Consider the following 14,360-nt stretch of genomic DNA (forward strand, 5'->3'; position numbering starts at 1 on the left):
GTGGCCGAGACCTCCGCACAACGCGCACTGGCGGTCTCGTTGAGCGCGCTCACCGACACCGAGCTCGGCCGTCTCTTCGACGAGCGGCAGATCTCGCCCTCGAGCACCTGGCGCGACATGTTCGACGCTGCGGAAGCCCTACTCGAGCCGGCCTCGGTCGCCCGCGGCCTTCCCGCCCTCTCCCGCGACGAGGCCGAGGCGCTCGTGGCCGCCGTCGACGGCGAGGCCGCGACCGGCCGCGTGCGTGCCGACCTCGCATCCCGGGCCCTCGTCGACGACGCGGGCACCCCCTTCCCCACGGTCGCCGATGCCGTGCGCGAGGCCCGTCCCGACGGTCTCGCCGGGCCGCGCACCGCCGCGCGCGAACCGGGCGCGGCCGAGTCCGCGGCATCCGTCGCCGCTGCCTCCGAGGCCGCCTTCACCAACGCCGCCTCGGTCGCCGACGTGCTCCTGCAGACCCTCGGGTCCCCGCTCGGGCGCATCGGATCGGGTTCGCTGGGCGCGACCGAACGCCGCCGCCTGGTTGATGCGGGAGCCGTGGAGACCCCCGCCGACGCCGATCTGCTGGTCGGACTCGCCGCCTCGGTCGGGCTGCTCGGAGCGAACGACCGTGCCTGGCTCGTCTCGCCCGCCGGTCGCGAGTGGCTCAAGCTGCCGACGCTCGAGCGGTGGCAGCAGACCGCCGTCGCTCTGCGCGACGCCCTCCCCCGTGCCTACCGCTCCGAGAACGGCGGGTGGATCCCCCTGCACCTCTGGGCCGGCGCGACCCCCTTCGACCCCGAGGCACCCGAGCGCGCGGCGCTGTGGACCGAACGCCTGACCCGGTGGGGACTCACGGATGCCGCGGGCCGCATCACCCCGTGGGCTCAGCCCCTCGCCGAGGGCGGCGACGTCGACACCTCCGCGCTGCGCGAACTGCTCCCGCCCGAGGTCGACCGCGTGTACCTGCAGAACGACCTCACCGCCATCGCCCCGGGCCCCCTCGCTCCCCACCTCGACGTGCGCCTGCGGTCGATGGCCACGCGCGAGTCGCGCGCCCAGGCCTCGAGCTACCGCTTCAGCGCCGCGACGATCGGTGCCGCGATCACCGCGGGCGAGACCGCTGACTCGTTGCGCGAGTTCCTCTCGGGCATCTCGTTGACGGGCCTCCCCCAGCCGCTCGCGTACGTCATCGAGCGCACCGCGGCGGAGCACGGCCGCGTGCGCGTGATGAGCGAGGCGGCCTCGTCGCTCACGCGGGTCGTCACCGACGACGAGACGCTGCTGCGCTCGATGGAGATCGACCAGTCGCTCCGCTCGATCGCACTCACCCGCACCGACGACGCCCTCGAGTCGCACGTGTCGGCCGACGTGGTGTTCTGGGCCCTGACCGACGCGCACTACCCCGCCGTCGCAGTCGACGAGCAGGGCCGACCGCGGGCCCTCGAGCGCGCGAAGCTCGCCACCGAGCAGACTCCCGGCGCGGATGCCGATGAGACCTACGCTCCGCTGATCGCCCGTCTGCGCGCCGGGGCCGAGGACTCGGATGCCGCGTGGCTCGAACGCGAGCTGGATCAGGCCGTGCGCGCTCGCGCGGTGATCGACGTGACCGTGCGCCTGCCCGACGGCACCGCGCGCGTGTTCCGCCTCGAGGCGACGGGCCTGGGCGGCGGACGCCTCCGCGGACGCGACCGCGGCGCCGACGTCGAACGCACCCTGCCGCTGTCGCACATCGACGGCGTCGCTCCCGTCGCGTGACGCCGCGCGGCGTGCGCGGTCGGCCCGGTGTCGCCCGACCCCGGTAGGATCGAACGTTATGGCTGACGGTCCCCTCATCGTGCAAAGCGACCGCACCGTGCTCCTCGAGGTGGCTCACCCTCAGGCGGAAACGGCGCGGCACGAGCTGGCGGTGTTCGCCGAACTCGAACGCGCGCCCGAGCACATCCACACCTACCGCATCACGCGCCTGGGGCTGTGGAACGCCCGCGCCGCCGGCCACGACGCCGACGCGATGCTCGCGACCCTCGACACCTGGTCGCGCTTCCCGGTGCCCGCCTCGGTCAGCACCGACATCCGCGAGACCGTCAACAGGTACGGCCGCCTCGTGATCGAACGCAACGACGAGGGTGCGCTCGTGCTCCGGTCGACGGATGCCGCGGTGCTCAGCGAGGTCTCGCGCAACAAGCGCATCGCTCCTCTGCTGATCGGGCACCCCAGCCCCGACACCTTCCTCGTCGACGCCTGGGCGCGCGGTCACATCAAGCAGGAACTGCTCAAGATCGGCTGGCCCGCCGAAGACCTCGCGGGCTACACCCCTGGCACGCCCCACCCGATCGATCTCGCCGAAGACGGCTGGAGCCTGCGCCCCTACCAACGCCAGGCGGTCGAGTCGTTCTCCGAGGGCGGGTCCGGCGTCGTCGTGCTCCCCTGCGGCGCGGGCAAGACGCTCGTGGGCGCCGGGGCCATGGCCGACACGCGCACGACCACGCTGATCCTGGTGACCAACACCGTCAGCGCGCGCCAGTGGCGCGACGAGTTGCTGCGGCGCACCAGTCTGACGCCCGAGGAGATCGGCGAGTACTCCGGCCAGGTCAAGGAGATCAAGCCGGTCACCATCGCGACCTACCAGATCCTCACCGCCAAGCGCGGCGGAAAGTACGCCCACCTCGCGCTGCTCGATGCGCTCGACTGGGGCCTCGTCCTGTACGACGAGGTGCACCTGCTGCCCGCACCGGTGTTCAAGCTCACCGCCGACCTGCAGGCGCGCCGACGGCTCGGCCTCACCGCGACGCTCGTGCGCGAAGACGGTCGCGAAGGCGACGTGTTCAGCCTCATCGGCCCCAAGCGGTTCGACGCGCCGTGGAAGGAGATCGAGGCCCAGGGCTTCATCTCCCCCGCCGCCTGCTACGAGGTGCGCATCGACCTCCCCGCCGACGAACGGCTCGAATACGCCGCCGCCGCCGACGAGGACCGCTATCGCCTCGCCGCCACGGCACCCGCGAAGATCGAGGTCGCGCGTCGGCTCGTGCAGCGGCATCCGGGTGAGCGTGTGCTCGTGATCGGTCAGTACCTCGATCAGATCGACGAGCTGGCGCAGGCCCTCGGTGCTCCGCAGATCACCGGCGCGACCCCGATCCCCGAGCGCGAGGAGCTGTTCCAGGGCTTCCGCGACGGCAGCATCCCGCTGCTGGTGGTCTCGAAGGTCGCGAACTTCTCGGTCGACCTGCCCGAGGCCTCCGTCGCCATCCAGGTGTCGGGGTCGTTCGGCTCGCGTCAAGAAGAGGCGCAGCGCCTCGGTCGACTGCTGCGCCCCAAGCAGTCGAACCACACCGCGAGCTTCTACACGCTCATCGCCCGCGACACGGTCGACCAGGATTTCGCGCAGAACCGCCAGCGCTTCCTCGCCGAGCAGGGATACGCGTACACGATCCTCGACGCCGACGGAATCGACGCCGCAGCCGCCTGAGACATACCAGGGTGCGGCTTTCCGAGCCATATCCAGCACTTTGCTGGGTGGGATCACGATAATGAGGGCATGACAGCTCCTCGCATCCTCGTCGTCGACGACGAACCGAACATCCGCGACCTGCTCATCACGAGCCTGCGCTTCGCCGGTTTCCAGGTGCGAGCCGTGGCCAACGGCGCGCAGACGATCTCGGCCGTGCTCGAAGAAGAACCCGACCTCATCGTGCTCGACGTGATGCTGCCCGACATGAACGGCTTCAGCGTCACCAAGCGGCTCCGGGGCGCCGGCTACACCGCGCCGATCCTCTTCCTCACCGCCAAGGACGAAACGGAAGACAAGATCATGGGCCTGAACGCGGGAGGCGACGACTACGTCACCAAGCCGTTCAGCCTCGACGAGATCGTCGCCCGCATCCAGGCGATCCTGCGCCGCACGATGCAGGCCGACGAGGAGTCGATCATCCGCACGGGTGAGCTGACGATGGACCAGGACACGCACGACGTCAGCGTCGGCGACGTCTCGATCGACCTGAGCCCCACCGAGTTCAAGCTGCTGCGCTACCTCATGCTGAACCCCAACCGCGTGCTGTCGAAGGCCCAGATCCTCGACCACGTGTGGGAGTACGACTTCAACGGCGACGCGGGCATCGTCGAGAGCTACATCTCGTATCTGCGTCGCAAGATCGATCCGCATTCCTCGGAGCCGCTCATCCAGACCAAGCGCGGCTTCGGCTACATGCTGAAGTCGGGCAAGACCGCCTGAGCGGAAGGCATCGCCCCCTGTCGCACTCCGACGATTCCCTCACGCGCTGGTGGCGCGGCCTGAGTCTGCGCACCAAGGTCACCGGCGTCACCGTCGCGCTCCTCGCCATCGGCCTGTTCACCGCGGGCATCGGCACGATGGTGTTCCTGCGCACGACCCTGGTGAACAACCTCGACGAGCAGCTCGCGCAACAGGCGGCGGGAAGCATCGCCAACAGCATCTTCACCACGGCGTCGGTCGACGGGCAGACGGTGTTCTCGCAGGTCGACAACGCCCCGCAGATCGGTTCGATGGTCGTCGTCTACGGCCCCGACGGCCAGCGCGAGGCCTTCTACAACGGGACCGCATCGACGTCGCTGCCCGACATCCCGCAGACCTTCACGCTCGAGCAGACCTACCTGCAGATCGACAAACGGATCGAGCTCGAAGACCCCACCTCGGGGCAGCACTTCCTCGCGCGCGTCGGGGTGCTGCAGCCGCAGGGCAATCCCGGCGTCTACACGCAGATGGTCATCCAACCCCTCGCGCCGACCGATCGGATCGTGGCGGCCTACCTGGGCATCTACGCGTTCGTCGCCCTGCTCATCCTCATCGCGACCGCGTTGCTGACGCGTCTGCTGGTCACCCTCGCGTTCCGCAACCTGCGCCAGGTCGAGACGACCGCGATGGACATCGCCGCCGGTGACTTCAGCCAGCGCCTCACCGACATCGTGCCCGACACCGAGGTGGGTCGACTCAAGACCGCGATCAACGCGATGCTCGCCCGCATCGACGGCGCCATCGGCCAGCGCGACGCGACGGTCCGCCAGATGCGCCGGTTCATCGGCGACGCCAGTCACGAACTGCGCACGCCGCTGGTCACCATGCGCGGCTACGCCGAGCTGTACCGCATGGGGGCGATCCGCTCCGACAAAGACGTGGCCCAGTCGATGGAGCGCATCGAGAAGGAGGCGATCCGCATGGGCGCCCTCGTGGAAGACCTGCTGGCCCTCGCCCGCCTCGACGAGCGTCGCGACGTCTCCATCACCGAGCTCGACCTGCGCCCCATCGCGCGCGACGCCGCCCTCGACCTGCGCGTCACCTCTCCGCAGCGCGAGGTGACGGTCGACGACACGACCTCTCGAGGCGAGTTGGTGCTGCCGACCATCACCCTCGATCCGCTGCTCGATGCCGGCGGTCGCCCCTCGACCGCGGCCAGCCGTCGCCGCGCGGCGCCCCCGACCTCGGCGATGGCGATCGCGGGCGCGACGCTCTCGCGCCTCCGCCGCCGGTCCAAGGACGCGTCCGACCCGGCGACGAACACGGGAGAGACCCCCGCGGCCGCGCCCGGTGCGGGTCTGCTGCGCGCGACCCCGCGTCTGGCCCCCATCGTGCTGGGCGACGAGAACAAGGTGCGCCAGGTGGTCGCGAACCTCCTCGGCAATGCCCGCCGGTTCACCGCCGACGACTCCCCCATCGGCCTGCGTGTGGGGGTGGATGCCGAGAGCGACATGGGGTGGATCGAGATCATCGATCACGGCGAGGGCGTTCCCGAGCAGATCCGCGAGCAGATCTTCCAGCGCTTCTGGCGCGCCGACACCTCGCGCACGCGCGAGACCGGAGGCTCGGGGCTCGGCCTGTCGATCGTCGCGTCGATCGTCGACCTGCTGCACGGCACGGTCGAGGTCGTCGACACCCCCGGCGGGGGTGCGACCTTCCGCGTCTCGCTCCCCCTCGCCGACCGACGCGACGTCGAGGAGCACGCGCTGATCGAGACGCAGCCCCTCGAGCGTCTCCCCGAGGACTACCGGCCCGATCCCGACGCCTGACTCCCGACGCGCTCTCAGCGCCAGGTCCGGCTGAGCAGATCGCGCAGCGCCCCGATACCTGGCGAGCCGAGCTCCGGGTGAACCGCAGCCAGGGAGCGGACTTCTCCGTCGGCCCACGGCACGAGGTCGGTGGCCTCCATGCCCGGTCGACTCCCGGCGGATCCGGCCCGACAACGAAGAACGCCCCCTCCCGAAGGAGGGGGCGTTCTCAGGCGTCAGCGTGGATCAGAAGTCCATGCCACCGGTCGGGTCGCCCGCGGGAGCGGCGGCCTTCTCGGGCTTGTCGGCGACGACGACCTCGGTCGTGAGGAACAGACCTGCGATCGACGCGGCGTTCTGCAGAGCCGAGCGGGTCACCTTGGCCGGGTCGATGATGCCCTGTGCGAACAGGTCACCGTACTCGCCGGTCGCGGCATTGAGGCCGTGGCCCACGGGGAGCTCGGCGACCTTGTTCGCCACGACACCGGGCTCGAGACCGGCGTTGAGCGCGATCTGCTTGAGCGGAGCCTCGATGGCGACGCGAACGATGTTGGCACCCGTGGCCTCGTCACCGACGAGGTTGAGGTTGCCGAGGGCGTTCTTGCCAGCCTGGATGAGCGCGACGCCACCACCGGCGACGACACCCTCTTCCACAGCGGCCTTGGCGTTGCGCACGGCGTCTTCGATGCGGTGCTTGCGCTCCTTGAGCTCGACCTCGGTCGCGGCTCCGGCCTTGATGACGGCGACGCCACCGGCGAGCTTCGCGAGGCGCTCCTGGAGCTTCTCGCGGTCGTAGTCGCTGTCGGTGTTCTCGATCTCGCGGCGGATCTGGGTCACGCGACCCTCGATCAGCTCCGACTCACCGGCACCCTCGACGATCGTGGTCTCGTCCTTGGTGATGATGACCTTGCGGGCACGGCCGAGCAGGTCGACGGTCGCGTTCTCGAGCTTGAGGCCCACCTCTTCGGTGATGACCTGGCCGCCGGTGAGGATCGCGATGTCCTGCAGCTGCGCCTTGCGACGGTCGCCGAAGCCGGGAGCCTTGACGGCGACCGACTTGAAGATGCCGCGGATCTTGTTGAGCACGAGCGTCGCGAGAGCTTCGCCCTCGACGTCCTCGGCGATGATGAGGAGCTCCTTGCCCTCCTGGATCACCTTGTCGACGATCGGCAGAAGGTCCTTGATGTTGGAGATCTTCTGGTTCGCGATCAGGATGTACGGGTCTTCGAAGACCGCTTCCTGACGCTCGGGGTCGGTGACGAAGTAGGGGTTGATGTACCCCTTGTCGAAGCGCATGCCCTCGGTGAGCTCGAGCTCGGTGCCGAAGGTGTTCGACTCCTCGACGGTGACGACGCCTTCCTTGCCCACCTTGTCGATGGCCTCGGCGATGAGCTCGCCGATCGCGGGGTCGGCGGCGGAGATCGACGCGGTGGCGGCGATCTGCTCCTTGGACTCGACCTCCTTGGCGGAGGCGAGCAGCTCGTCGGTGACGGCCTTGACGGCCTTCTCGATGCCCTTCTTGAGCGAGATGGGGTCGGCGCCGGCCGCGACGTTGCGCAGGCCCTCGCGCACGAGCGCCTGGGCGAGAACGGTGGCGGTGGTGGTGCCGTCACCCGCGACGTCGTCGGTCTTCTTGGCGACCTCCTTGACCAGCTCGGCGCCGATCTTCTCGTACGGGTCGTCGAGCTCGATCTCCTTGGCGATCGAGACGCCGTCGTTCGTGATCGTGGGGGCGCCCCACTTCTTCTCGAGCACGACGTTGCGACCGCGGGGGCCCAGGGTCACCTTGACGGCGTCGGCCAGCGTGTTGAGGCCGCGCTCGAGACCGCGTCGGGCCTCTTCGTCGAAAGCGATGATCTTTGCCATAAGTGTGTCGTCCCTCCCGGACGGGTGACTTCCAGATTTGGCACTCGACGAATGCGAGTGCTAATCCATTCTGGCACTCGCCCCTGGGGAGTGCAAGCCACCGGACCCCCGTGGAACGACGAACGCCGTGGCATCCGGAGTGCGGATGCCACGGCGTTCGATGCAGCGGTCAGGCCAGGCGCACGGACTCCGCCTGCGGGCCCTTCTGCCCGTTGCCGACGGTGAATTCGACGGCCTGTCCCTCCTCGAGGACGCGGAAGCCCGACATCTCGATGCTCGAGTAATGGACGAAGACGTCCTGCCCGTCAGCGACGGTGATGAAGCCGAAGCCCTTCTCGGCGTTGAACCATTTGACAGTGCCCTGGGTCATGCGAATCTCCTGTTGCTGTACGACGAGGTCATCGTAAGCACGCCGGATGTCGCCGCGAGGGGGTTCGCGGGCATTGTTGACGCGCGTGCCCCCAAGTTGTTACGCCGCGGAAACACGCGGCTCGCGGGGGCTCGCTCGCAGCGATCAGCCCGTGGGTGCGGGCGTGGCTCCGCCGGCCCGGTCGAGGCCGATCACGACGATGAGACGCTTGGCCGCGCTCTCGTCGTCGGGGGTGCCGGGGTCGTCGGCCGGCTGCAGGAAGTCGCTCTGGGCGGTCTGCGCCCCGCCGATGGTCTGGGCGAGCCCCTCCGCCGCGGCGGCGTCGGCCTCGCCCTTGTAGTACACGGTGGTGGTGGCGAAGTCGGTGGTGTCGGAGTTGCCCGTCTCGACGTCGTCGCCCGACCATCCGGCGGCGACGATCTGCTCGCGCAGCGACGCGGCCAGACCGTCTTGCGGGGTGCCGTTGAGCACGACGACCGTGTACGAGGTGTCGATCACCGACGGCGTGGTGGGCTCGGCGGAGATGACGGGGGCGGGGGCGTCGGCGTCGCCGAACGACAGGCGTCCCGACAGGACGAGCGTGGCGAAGACGCCCGCGATGATCAGCACGAGGGTGGCGATGGCCGCCCACAGGAACACGATCCAGCCGCGCGAACGCGGACTCTCGGCGCGGTGCGCCCCGACGCGGCCGGAGGCGTCCGGCAGGTCGTCGAAGCGATCCCGCGGGAAGGTCGATCTGGCCATTCGACGATGCTACCGGTCGGAGTTTTCGGGTCTTCTCAGCGAGACGCGGTACGCCCGAGGCGTGCCCGGTGGCGGTCCGCGGCCTCATCGCGACGGCGGCGCAGACGACGCACCAGCATCGGGTCGTGGGCGAGAGCCTCGGGGGTGTCGATGAGACGACCGAGCAGTTGGTAGTACCGCGCGGGCGTCAGGTCGAACTCCGCGCGGATCGCCTCCTCCTTCGCACCCGCGTGGCGTCTCCACTCACCCTCGAAGGCGAGGAACGCGAGATCACGGTCGGTCAGAGGCACACCTCGACGTTACTGCGGGGCGCCCTGCGATCCCGGATGCCACGCCACCCACGCCCCGAGCGGATCGACCTCCGCGACGACGTCGCCGTCGAGGGCGAGGGCGAAGCCGCCGCGGGTGACACGCGGGGGCTGCGACCACGCATCGTGAAGCCCGGGGGCGTCGAGGGTGATCCACCGCCCGGCCGCGCGGGCCGCGGCGATCACCTCCCCGCGATGGGCTCGCGGAACGTGGGCGAGCACCCCGGGCGTCGTTACGACGAGCGTGGCATCGCGCGGAGCCCGAGCGGCGAGCGCGGGCAGCGCCGCGGCCCCGTCGCCGGCGACGAGCAGGGGCGGGTCGGCCGCGGCGACGTCCAGCGCTCCCACGATGCGCTCTCGACGCCCCTCCTCCCCCGGCCACACGAGGCCGGTCAGCCAGGCGCGGTCGCCGTCGTCGCGCGCGTCGAGGGGGTTCAGGTCGATGCCCGCGCGCCACACGATCTGCGGCATCCGGAGCTCGGGCGAGCCCGTCAGCTCGCTCTCGAGCGTGACGGCGCCCGCACCATCGGTCGGATCCAGCGCGATCGTCTCGGAACCCCGGCGGTAGCGGTACGCGTAGCGGTCGGGGTAGAGGCACAGACCCGCGCTCGCCCCCACCTCCAGCAACGCGATGGGGCCGTCGATGAGCGAGAGCGCGGGGAGCAGAGCAGCGCACCGTAGCGGCTCGTTCGTCTGCACGCTGCGGCGCGCGCATTCGGCCGCCACCTCGTCGGCATTCGCGACGACCCACCGCGCCCACGCGTCGACGTCGTCGAGGGGCGCTCCGAGAAGACGGAGTACCGCGAAGACGAGCGGCGGTTGCCGGCGCGTCTCGGGGATCCGCGCCAGTCCGGACGCGACCGCGGGGTCGTCGACGACCCGCTGCGCCCACGCCTCGTAGACCGCCGAGCGGCCGGGGGCCTCGTCTCGCGCGAAGCGCCCGTAGCGGGCGACGGTCGTCGTCACGGCATCCGGATCCACTCCCCGATCATCCCAGCTCGACCCGATCGCCCGCGCCCAGGGGAGAATGGAGGAGACGAAGGAGAGAACCCCATGACCTACGCCGTCGACAAGTCCGACGACCAGTGGCGCGCCGAGCTCAGCCCCGAGCAGTACGCCGTGCTGCGCCAGGCGGGCACCGAGCGCGCCTGGACCGGTGAGCTGCTCGACGAGAGCCGCGCTGGTTTCTACACCTGTGCCGCGTGCGGCAACGAGCTGTTCCAGAGCGGCACCAAGTTCGACTCGCACTGCGGATGGCCGAGCTTCTACGAGTCGGTGCGCCCCGAGGCCGTCGAGCTCATCGACGACAACAGCCATGGCATGCAGCGCACCGAGGTCCGCTGCGCGAACTGCGGCTCGCACCTGGGCCACGTCTTCCCCGACGGGTTCGGCACGCCCACCGGCGACCGCTACTGCATGAACTCGCTCTCGCTGAACTTCACCCCCGCCGACACCCCCGCTGACGGAGCATGAGCGCGCTCGAAGCCATGCGCGACCGCCGGTCGTGGTCGAAAGTCACCGACCTCGCCCCGACCGGACCCGAGCTCGAGGCGTTCGTCGCCGCGGCAGGTCGCGTCGCCGACCACAAGACCCTGCGGCCCTGGCGCCTCATCGAGATCCGGGGAACCGACCGCGACGTGCTCGCGCGCGCGCTCAACCAGGCCGACGGCAAGAAGGGGCTCTCGTCGAAGCCCCGCCGCGCCCCGTTGATCATCGCGGTCGTCGCCGATCTCAGCTCCAAGAAGATCCCCGCGTGGGAGCAGGAGGCCGTGGCATCCGGAGTCGCCCACATGCTGAGCCTCGTGCTCGACGAGGCGGGCTTCGGCGTGTTCTGGCGCACCGACGACAACACCCGCAGCAAGGTGCTCGCCAAAGCGCATGGTCTCGCCAAGGGCGAGGTGCTGCTGGGGTGGCTCTACGTCGGGGGCAAGCCGCAGCGCTCGCGCCCCGTGCGCCGCAAGACGGTGGATGCCGCGAAGCACCTCTCGCGCATGCCCGGAGGCAAGAAGCGTCGAACGCTCGACGAGACCCGCCTCTGAGGTGATCCCCACGACGCCGTCGGCTCCGGCCGGCGGCGTCGTCGTGTGCGCCGGGACCGATCAGGTGCGACGCCGCCGCCGCCACGGCACGGCCGCCACCACGACACCCGCGATCGCGACGACCGCCGCGAGCAGGGCGACCGGGGTCGAGGGGGCGGCGGGCGCGGGCCAGAGGGCGTCGAGCAGCACCGAGGTCGACAGCAGGCCGACGACGGATCCGAGTCCGAGCAGCAGCACGCCGGTGCGGCGCACGACCACCGCCGACAAGAAGATGTAGACGACCCCGACCGCCCCTCCCACGTAGAGCCACGGCGCGGTGGGGATCGCGCGCGGCGCCCCGACGACGCCGACGTGGACGAGGGCGGCGATCACCAGCACGACCGTTCCGCCGATGAAGTTCACCAGGGTCGCCGTCAGCGGGCTCTCCACGCGCACGCGCAGGCGGCCGTTCGTCCCCTGCTGCCAGGCGACGCCGGCACCGGCGACCGCGGGGACGATCAGCATCCACAGCGGCACGCCGCCGAGGGCGTCTCCCGACAGGCACACCACGACGCCGGCGATCGCGAGGACGGCGCCGACCACGCGGCGCACGGTCACCGGCACGACACCGGCCGGGCCGAAGCCGACGCGATCGAGCACGAGACCGCCCGTGGTCTGACCGGCGACGAAGCCGACCGTGAACAGGGCGACGCCGATGGTGGCGACCGTGAGGCCCTGGCTGGCGACGGTGAACGCCCCCGCGAGCCCGCCGAGCAGCATCCACGGCGGCACGGAACGCGACCGGATGCCGGCGACCAGTCGCCCGAAACCGCGGCGCCCTTCCGGCACGATCAGCGACAGGGCGATGAGGATGACCAGGCCCGAGCTGAACGAGATCGCCGCCGCGACGATGCCGTCGCCGACCTCGGCGCCGAGCGAACCGTTGATGCGCGCCTGCAGGGCCGTGAGGGCGCCGATGAGCACCGCTCCGGCGACGGCGATGCCGACCGATCCGCGCTCCGACACCGCTCTCCCTCCGCGCTCCCGCTCGGGAGCCATCGTCGATCGTACGGGCCGGGGCGGGCCCCGCAGAGCCGCCTCGGCGCCCATCGATCCGCGGCGGTGTCGCCCGCAGGGCCGATCATGCGTCAGGCTTTGCTCGTGACACAGCTGCACTCCGGATCCCACGACGTCGCGCGGATCCTCTCCTCCCTCACCGACGCGCAGGCCGAACGCGAGTTCCTCGCGGGCGCCGAACTGCACCTCCCGCGCCTGCACGAACTCTTCGTGCGCCTGTACGGCGACCGCCCCGACGGGCTCGAGCGCCTCGCGTCAATCGTCGATCTGGCGCGACGCTCGTGGGTCTCGCGGCCCCGCGCGCTCAAGGCGCTCGATCGCGAACGCGCGAGCGACCCCGACTGGTTCGAGAGCGAGCGCATGCTCGGAGGAGTCTGCTACGTCGACCGCTACGCGGGCGGGCTCAGCGGCATCCGGGATTCCATTCCGTACTTCCGTGAACTCGGCCTCACGTACCTGCACCTCATGCCGCTGTTCGACAGCCCCGAGGGCAATAGCGACGGCGGCTACGCCGTGTCGAGCTACCGCCGCGTGAACCCGAAGCTCGGCACCATGGAGGAGCTCGCCGAACTGGCGGCCGACCTGCGCCGCGCGGGCATCTCGCTCGTCGTCGACTTCATCTTCAACCACACCAGCAACGAGCACGAGTGGGCGCAGAAGGCCATCGCGGGCGAGGCGGGGTACGAGGACTTCTACCTGATCTTCCCCGACCGCGAGATGCCCGACGCCTACGAGCGGACGACCCGCGAGATCTTCCCCGACGACCACCCCGGCTCGTTCGTACAGCTCGACGACGGCCGCTGGATCTGGGCGACGTTCTACCACTTCCAGTGGGATCTCAACTACGCCAACCCCGCCGTCTTCGAGGCGATGGCGGGCGAGATGCTCTTCCTCGCCAACCAGGGCGTGGAGATCCTGCGCATGGATGCCGTGGCCTTCATCTGGAAGCAGCTCGGCACCCCCTGCGAGTCTCTCCCCGAGGCGCACCTGCTGCTGCAGGCGTTCAACGCGGTGCTGCGCATGGCCGCCCCGGGCATGTTGTTCAAATCCGAGGCGATCGTGCACCCCGACGAGGTGGTGTCGTACATCTCGCCCGACGAATGCCAGATCTCGTACAACCCGCTGCAGATGGCGCTGACCTGGGAGGCGCTCGCCACCCGTGACGGCCGTCTGCTGCAGCAGGGGCTCGAACGCCGCCACGCCCTGCCGGCGGGCACCGCGTGGGTGAACTACGTGCGCAGTCACGACGACATCGGCTGGACCTTCGCCGACGAGGATGCCGCCGAGCTCGGCATCGACGGGTACCCGCATCGCCGCTTCCTCAACGACTTCTACGTGGGCCGGGCCGAGGGCTCCTTCGCCCGCGGCGTGCCGTTCCAGGAGAACCCGCGCACCGGCGACGCCCGGGTGACCGGCACCACGGCCTCGCTCGCGGGCATCGAGGCCGGCGACGCGGGAGGCGAGGACCGCGTGATCCTCGCGCACGCGCTCGCCCTGTCGACGGGCGGAATCCCGCTGCTCTACCTCGGCGACGAGGTCGCACAGCTCAACGACTACTCCTACGCCGAGCGCGCGGAAGAGGCCGGCGACAGCCGCTGGGTGCACCGACCGCACCGCCCCGCCGAGAGGTACGCGGAGCGAACGGATGCCGACACCGTCGCCGGTCGCGTGTACGCGCGCCTCACGCGGTTGACCGAGGTGCGCCGGTCGACGCCGGAATTCGCGGGCAACGAGCTCGTCGCGTTCGACACGCACGTGGCATCCGTCGTCGCCTTCCTGCGCCCGGGCGACGTCGGCTTCGCGGTGCTCGTGCTGGCGAACGTCGCCGACTCCCCCGCCGAGATCGACGCCGTCACGCTGTCGGGGCTCGCGCCCGAGGCGCTCGATCTGGTCGCGGTGCACCCCGTGTGGCTCGGTGCGGGTCTCACGCTCGCCCCGCACGGCGTGCGATGGCTGCGCGTGCGCCTGCGCTGACGGATTCAC

General features: G+C 70.6%; 13 protein-coding genes. 7 read left to right on the plus strand and 6 right to left on the minus strand.

Features of this window, described 5'->3' with window-relative positions:
* The 4 genes from RWH43_RS15520 to RWH43_RS15535 all read left to right on the plus strand — a co-directional run bounded on the left by RWH43_RS15520 (position 1) and on the right by RWH43_RS15535 (position 6,015).
* The gene (locus RWH43_RS15520) at positions 1-1,737 is read left to right on the plus strand and encodes a helicase-associated domain-containing protein (RefSeq protein WP_316001889.1); all 1,737 of its coding nucleotides are present in this window, start codon (positions 1-3) and stop codon (positions 1,735-1,737) included.
* A 58-nt stretch (positions 1,738-1,795) separates the two neighbouring features.
* The gene (locus RWH43_RS15525; protein ID WP_144833922.1) at positions 1,796-3,445 is read left to right on the plus strand and encodes a DNA repair helicase XPB; all 1,650 of its coding nucleotides are present in this window, start codon (positions 1,796-1,798) and stop codon (positions 3,443-3,445) included.
* A 69-nt stretch (positions 3,446-3,514) separates the two neighbouring features.
* Entirely contained in the window at positions 3,515-4,207 is a 693-nt protein-coding gene (locus RWH43_RS15530) for a response regulator transcription factor (RefSeq protein WP_055838218.1), read from the plus strand.
* A 137-nt stretch (positions 4,208-4,344) separates the two neighbouring features.
* Complete coding sequence (locus RWH43_RS15535) at positions 4,345-6,015, plus strand: sensor histidine kinase (RefSeq protein WP_316001890.1); 1,671 nt, start codon at positions 4,345-4,347, stop codon at positions 6,013-6,015.
* A gap of 225 nt (positions 6,016-6,240) precedes the next feature.
* Here RWH43_RS15535 and groL read toward each other — a convergent pair whose 3' ends face one another.
* From groL to RWH43_RS15560, 5 genes are all read right to left on the minus strand, one after another.
* Entirely contained in the window at positions 6,241-7,860 is a 1,620-nt protein-coding gene (gene groL / locus RWH43_RS15540; RefSeq protein WP_144833920.1) for a chaperonin GroEL, read from the minus strand.
* 169 nt (positions 7,861-8,029) lie between these two features.
* Positions 8,030-8,230 carry a cold-shock protein gene (locus tag RWH43_RS15545; RefSeq protein WP_144833918.1) on the minus strand — a complete coding sequence of 67 codons (201 nt, stop codon included), beginning with the start codon at positions 8,228-8,230 and terminating at the stop codon, positions 8,030-8,032.
* A gap of 144 nt (positions 8,231-8,374) precedes the next feature.
* Positions 8,375-8,974 carry a LytR C-terminal domain-containing protein gene (locus tag RWH43_RS15550; protein ID WP_316001891.1) on the minus strand — a complete coding sequence of 200 codons (600 nt, stop codon included), beginning with the start codon at positions 8,972-8,974 and terminating at the stop codon, positions 8,375-8,377.
* Between the two features lie 35 nt (positions 8,975-9,009).
* Positions 9,010-9,264: a DUF3263 domain-containing protein gene (locus tag RWH43_RS15555; protein ID WP_144833914.1), complete on the minus strand. Its 255-nt coding sequence runs from the start codon at positions 9,262-9,264 to the stop codon at positions 9,010-9,012.
* Positions 9,265-9,273: 9 nt separating this feature from the next.
* On the minus strand, positions 9,274-10,263 hold the full coding sequence (locus RWH43_RS15560) for a DUF2332 family protein (RefSeq protein WP_316001892.1): 990 nt from the start codon (positions 10,261-10,263) through the stop codon (positions 9,274-9,276).
* A gap of 72 nt (positions 10,264-10,335) precedes the next feature.
* Between RWH43_RS15560 and msrB the strand changes: the two genes are divergently transcribed.
* Positions 10,336-10,755 carry a peptide-methionine (R)-S-oxide reductase MsrB gene (gene msrB / locus RWH43_RS15565; protein ID WP_316001893.1) on the plus strand — a complete coding sequence of 140 codons (420 nt, stop codon included), beginning with the start codon at positions 10,336-10,338 and terminating at the stop codon, positions 10,753-10,755.
* Positions 10,752-11,321, plus strand: coding sequence for a nitroreductase family protein (locus tag RWH43_RS15570; RefSeq protein WP_316001894.1), 570 nt, complete (start codon positions 10,752-10,754; stop codon positions 11,319-11,321). Before msrB ends, RWH43_RS15570 begins: the two co-directional genes overlap by 4 nt.
* Positions 11,322-11,381: 60 nt before the next feature.
* Here RWH43_RS15570 and RWH43_RS15575 read toward each other — a convergent pair whose 3' ends face one another.
* On the minus strand, positions 11,382-12,359 hold the full coding sequence (locus RWH43_RS15575) for a DMT family transporter (protein ID WP_316001895.1): 978 nt from the start codon (positions 12,357-12,359) through the stop codon (positions 11,382-11,384).
* Positions 12,360-12,443: 84 nt separating this feature from the next.
* Between RWH43_RS15575 and RWH43_RS15580 the strand changes: the two genes are divergently transcribed.
* Positions 12,444-14,351 carry an amylosucrase gene (locus tag RWH43_RS15580; protein ID WP_437127396.1) on the plus strand — a complete coding sequence of 636 codons (1,908 nt, stop codon included), beginning with the start codon at positions 12,444-12,446 and terminating at the stop codon, positions 14,349-14,351.
* The last annotated feature ends 9 nt before the right edge of the window (positions 14,352-14,360 follow it).

The organism is Microbacterium algihabitans (genome assembly GCF_032464975.1).
In the GTDB taxonomy this organism is placed as follows: Bacteria; Actinomycetota; Actinomycetes; order Actinomycetales; family Microbacteriaceae; genus Microbacterium; species Microbacterium algihabitans.

What these genes read in the sequence shown, in the direction of transcription:
- RWH43_RS15575 (WP_316001895.1), bottom strand. Translation starts at nt 12,359, where the DNA reads ATGGCTCCCGAGCGGGAGCGCGGAGGGAGAGCGGTGTCGGAGCGCGGA.
- RWH43_RS15545 (WP_144833918.1), bottom strand. Translation starts at nt 8,230, where the DNA reads ATGACCCAGGGCACTGTCAAATGGTTCAACGCCGAGAAGGGCTTCGGC.
- RWH43_RS15570 (WP_316001894.1), top strand. Translation starts at nt 10,752, where the DNA reads ATGAGCGCGCTCGAAGCCATGCGCGACCGCCGGTCGTGGTCGAAAGTC.
- RWH43_RS15525 (WP_144833922.1), top strand. Translation starts at nt 1,796, where the DNA reads ATGGCTGACGGTCCCCTCATCGTGCAAAGCGACCGCACCGTGCTCCTC.
- RWH43_RS15580 (WP_437127396.1), top strand. Translation starts at nt 12,444, where the DNA reads ATGCGTCAGGCTTTGCTCGTGACACAGCTGCACTCCGGATCCCACGAC.
- RWH43_RS15530 (WP_055838218.1), top strand. Translation starts at nt 3,515, where the DNA reads ATGACAGCTCCTCGCATCCTCGTCGTCGACGACGAACCGAACATCCGC.
- RWH43_RS15550 (WP_316001891.1), bottom strand. Translation starts at nt 8,974, where the DNA reads ATGGCCAGATCGACCTTCCCGCGGGATCGCTTCGACGACCTGCCGGAC.
- msrB (WP_316001893.1), top strand. Translation starts at nt 10,336, where the DNA reads ATGACCTACGCCGTCGACAAGTCCGACGACCAGTGGCGCGCCGAGCTC.
- RWH43_RS15535 (WP_316001890.1), top strand. Translation starts at nt 4,345, where the DNA reads ATGGTGTTCCTGCGCACGACCCTGGTGAACAACCTCGACGAGCAGCTC.
- groL (WP_144833920.1), bottom strand. Translation starts at nt 7,860, where the DNA reads ATGGCAAAGATCATCGCTTTCGACGAAGAGGCCCGACGCGGTCTCGAG.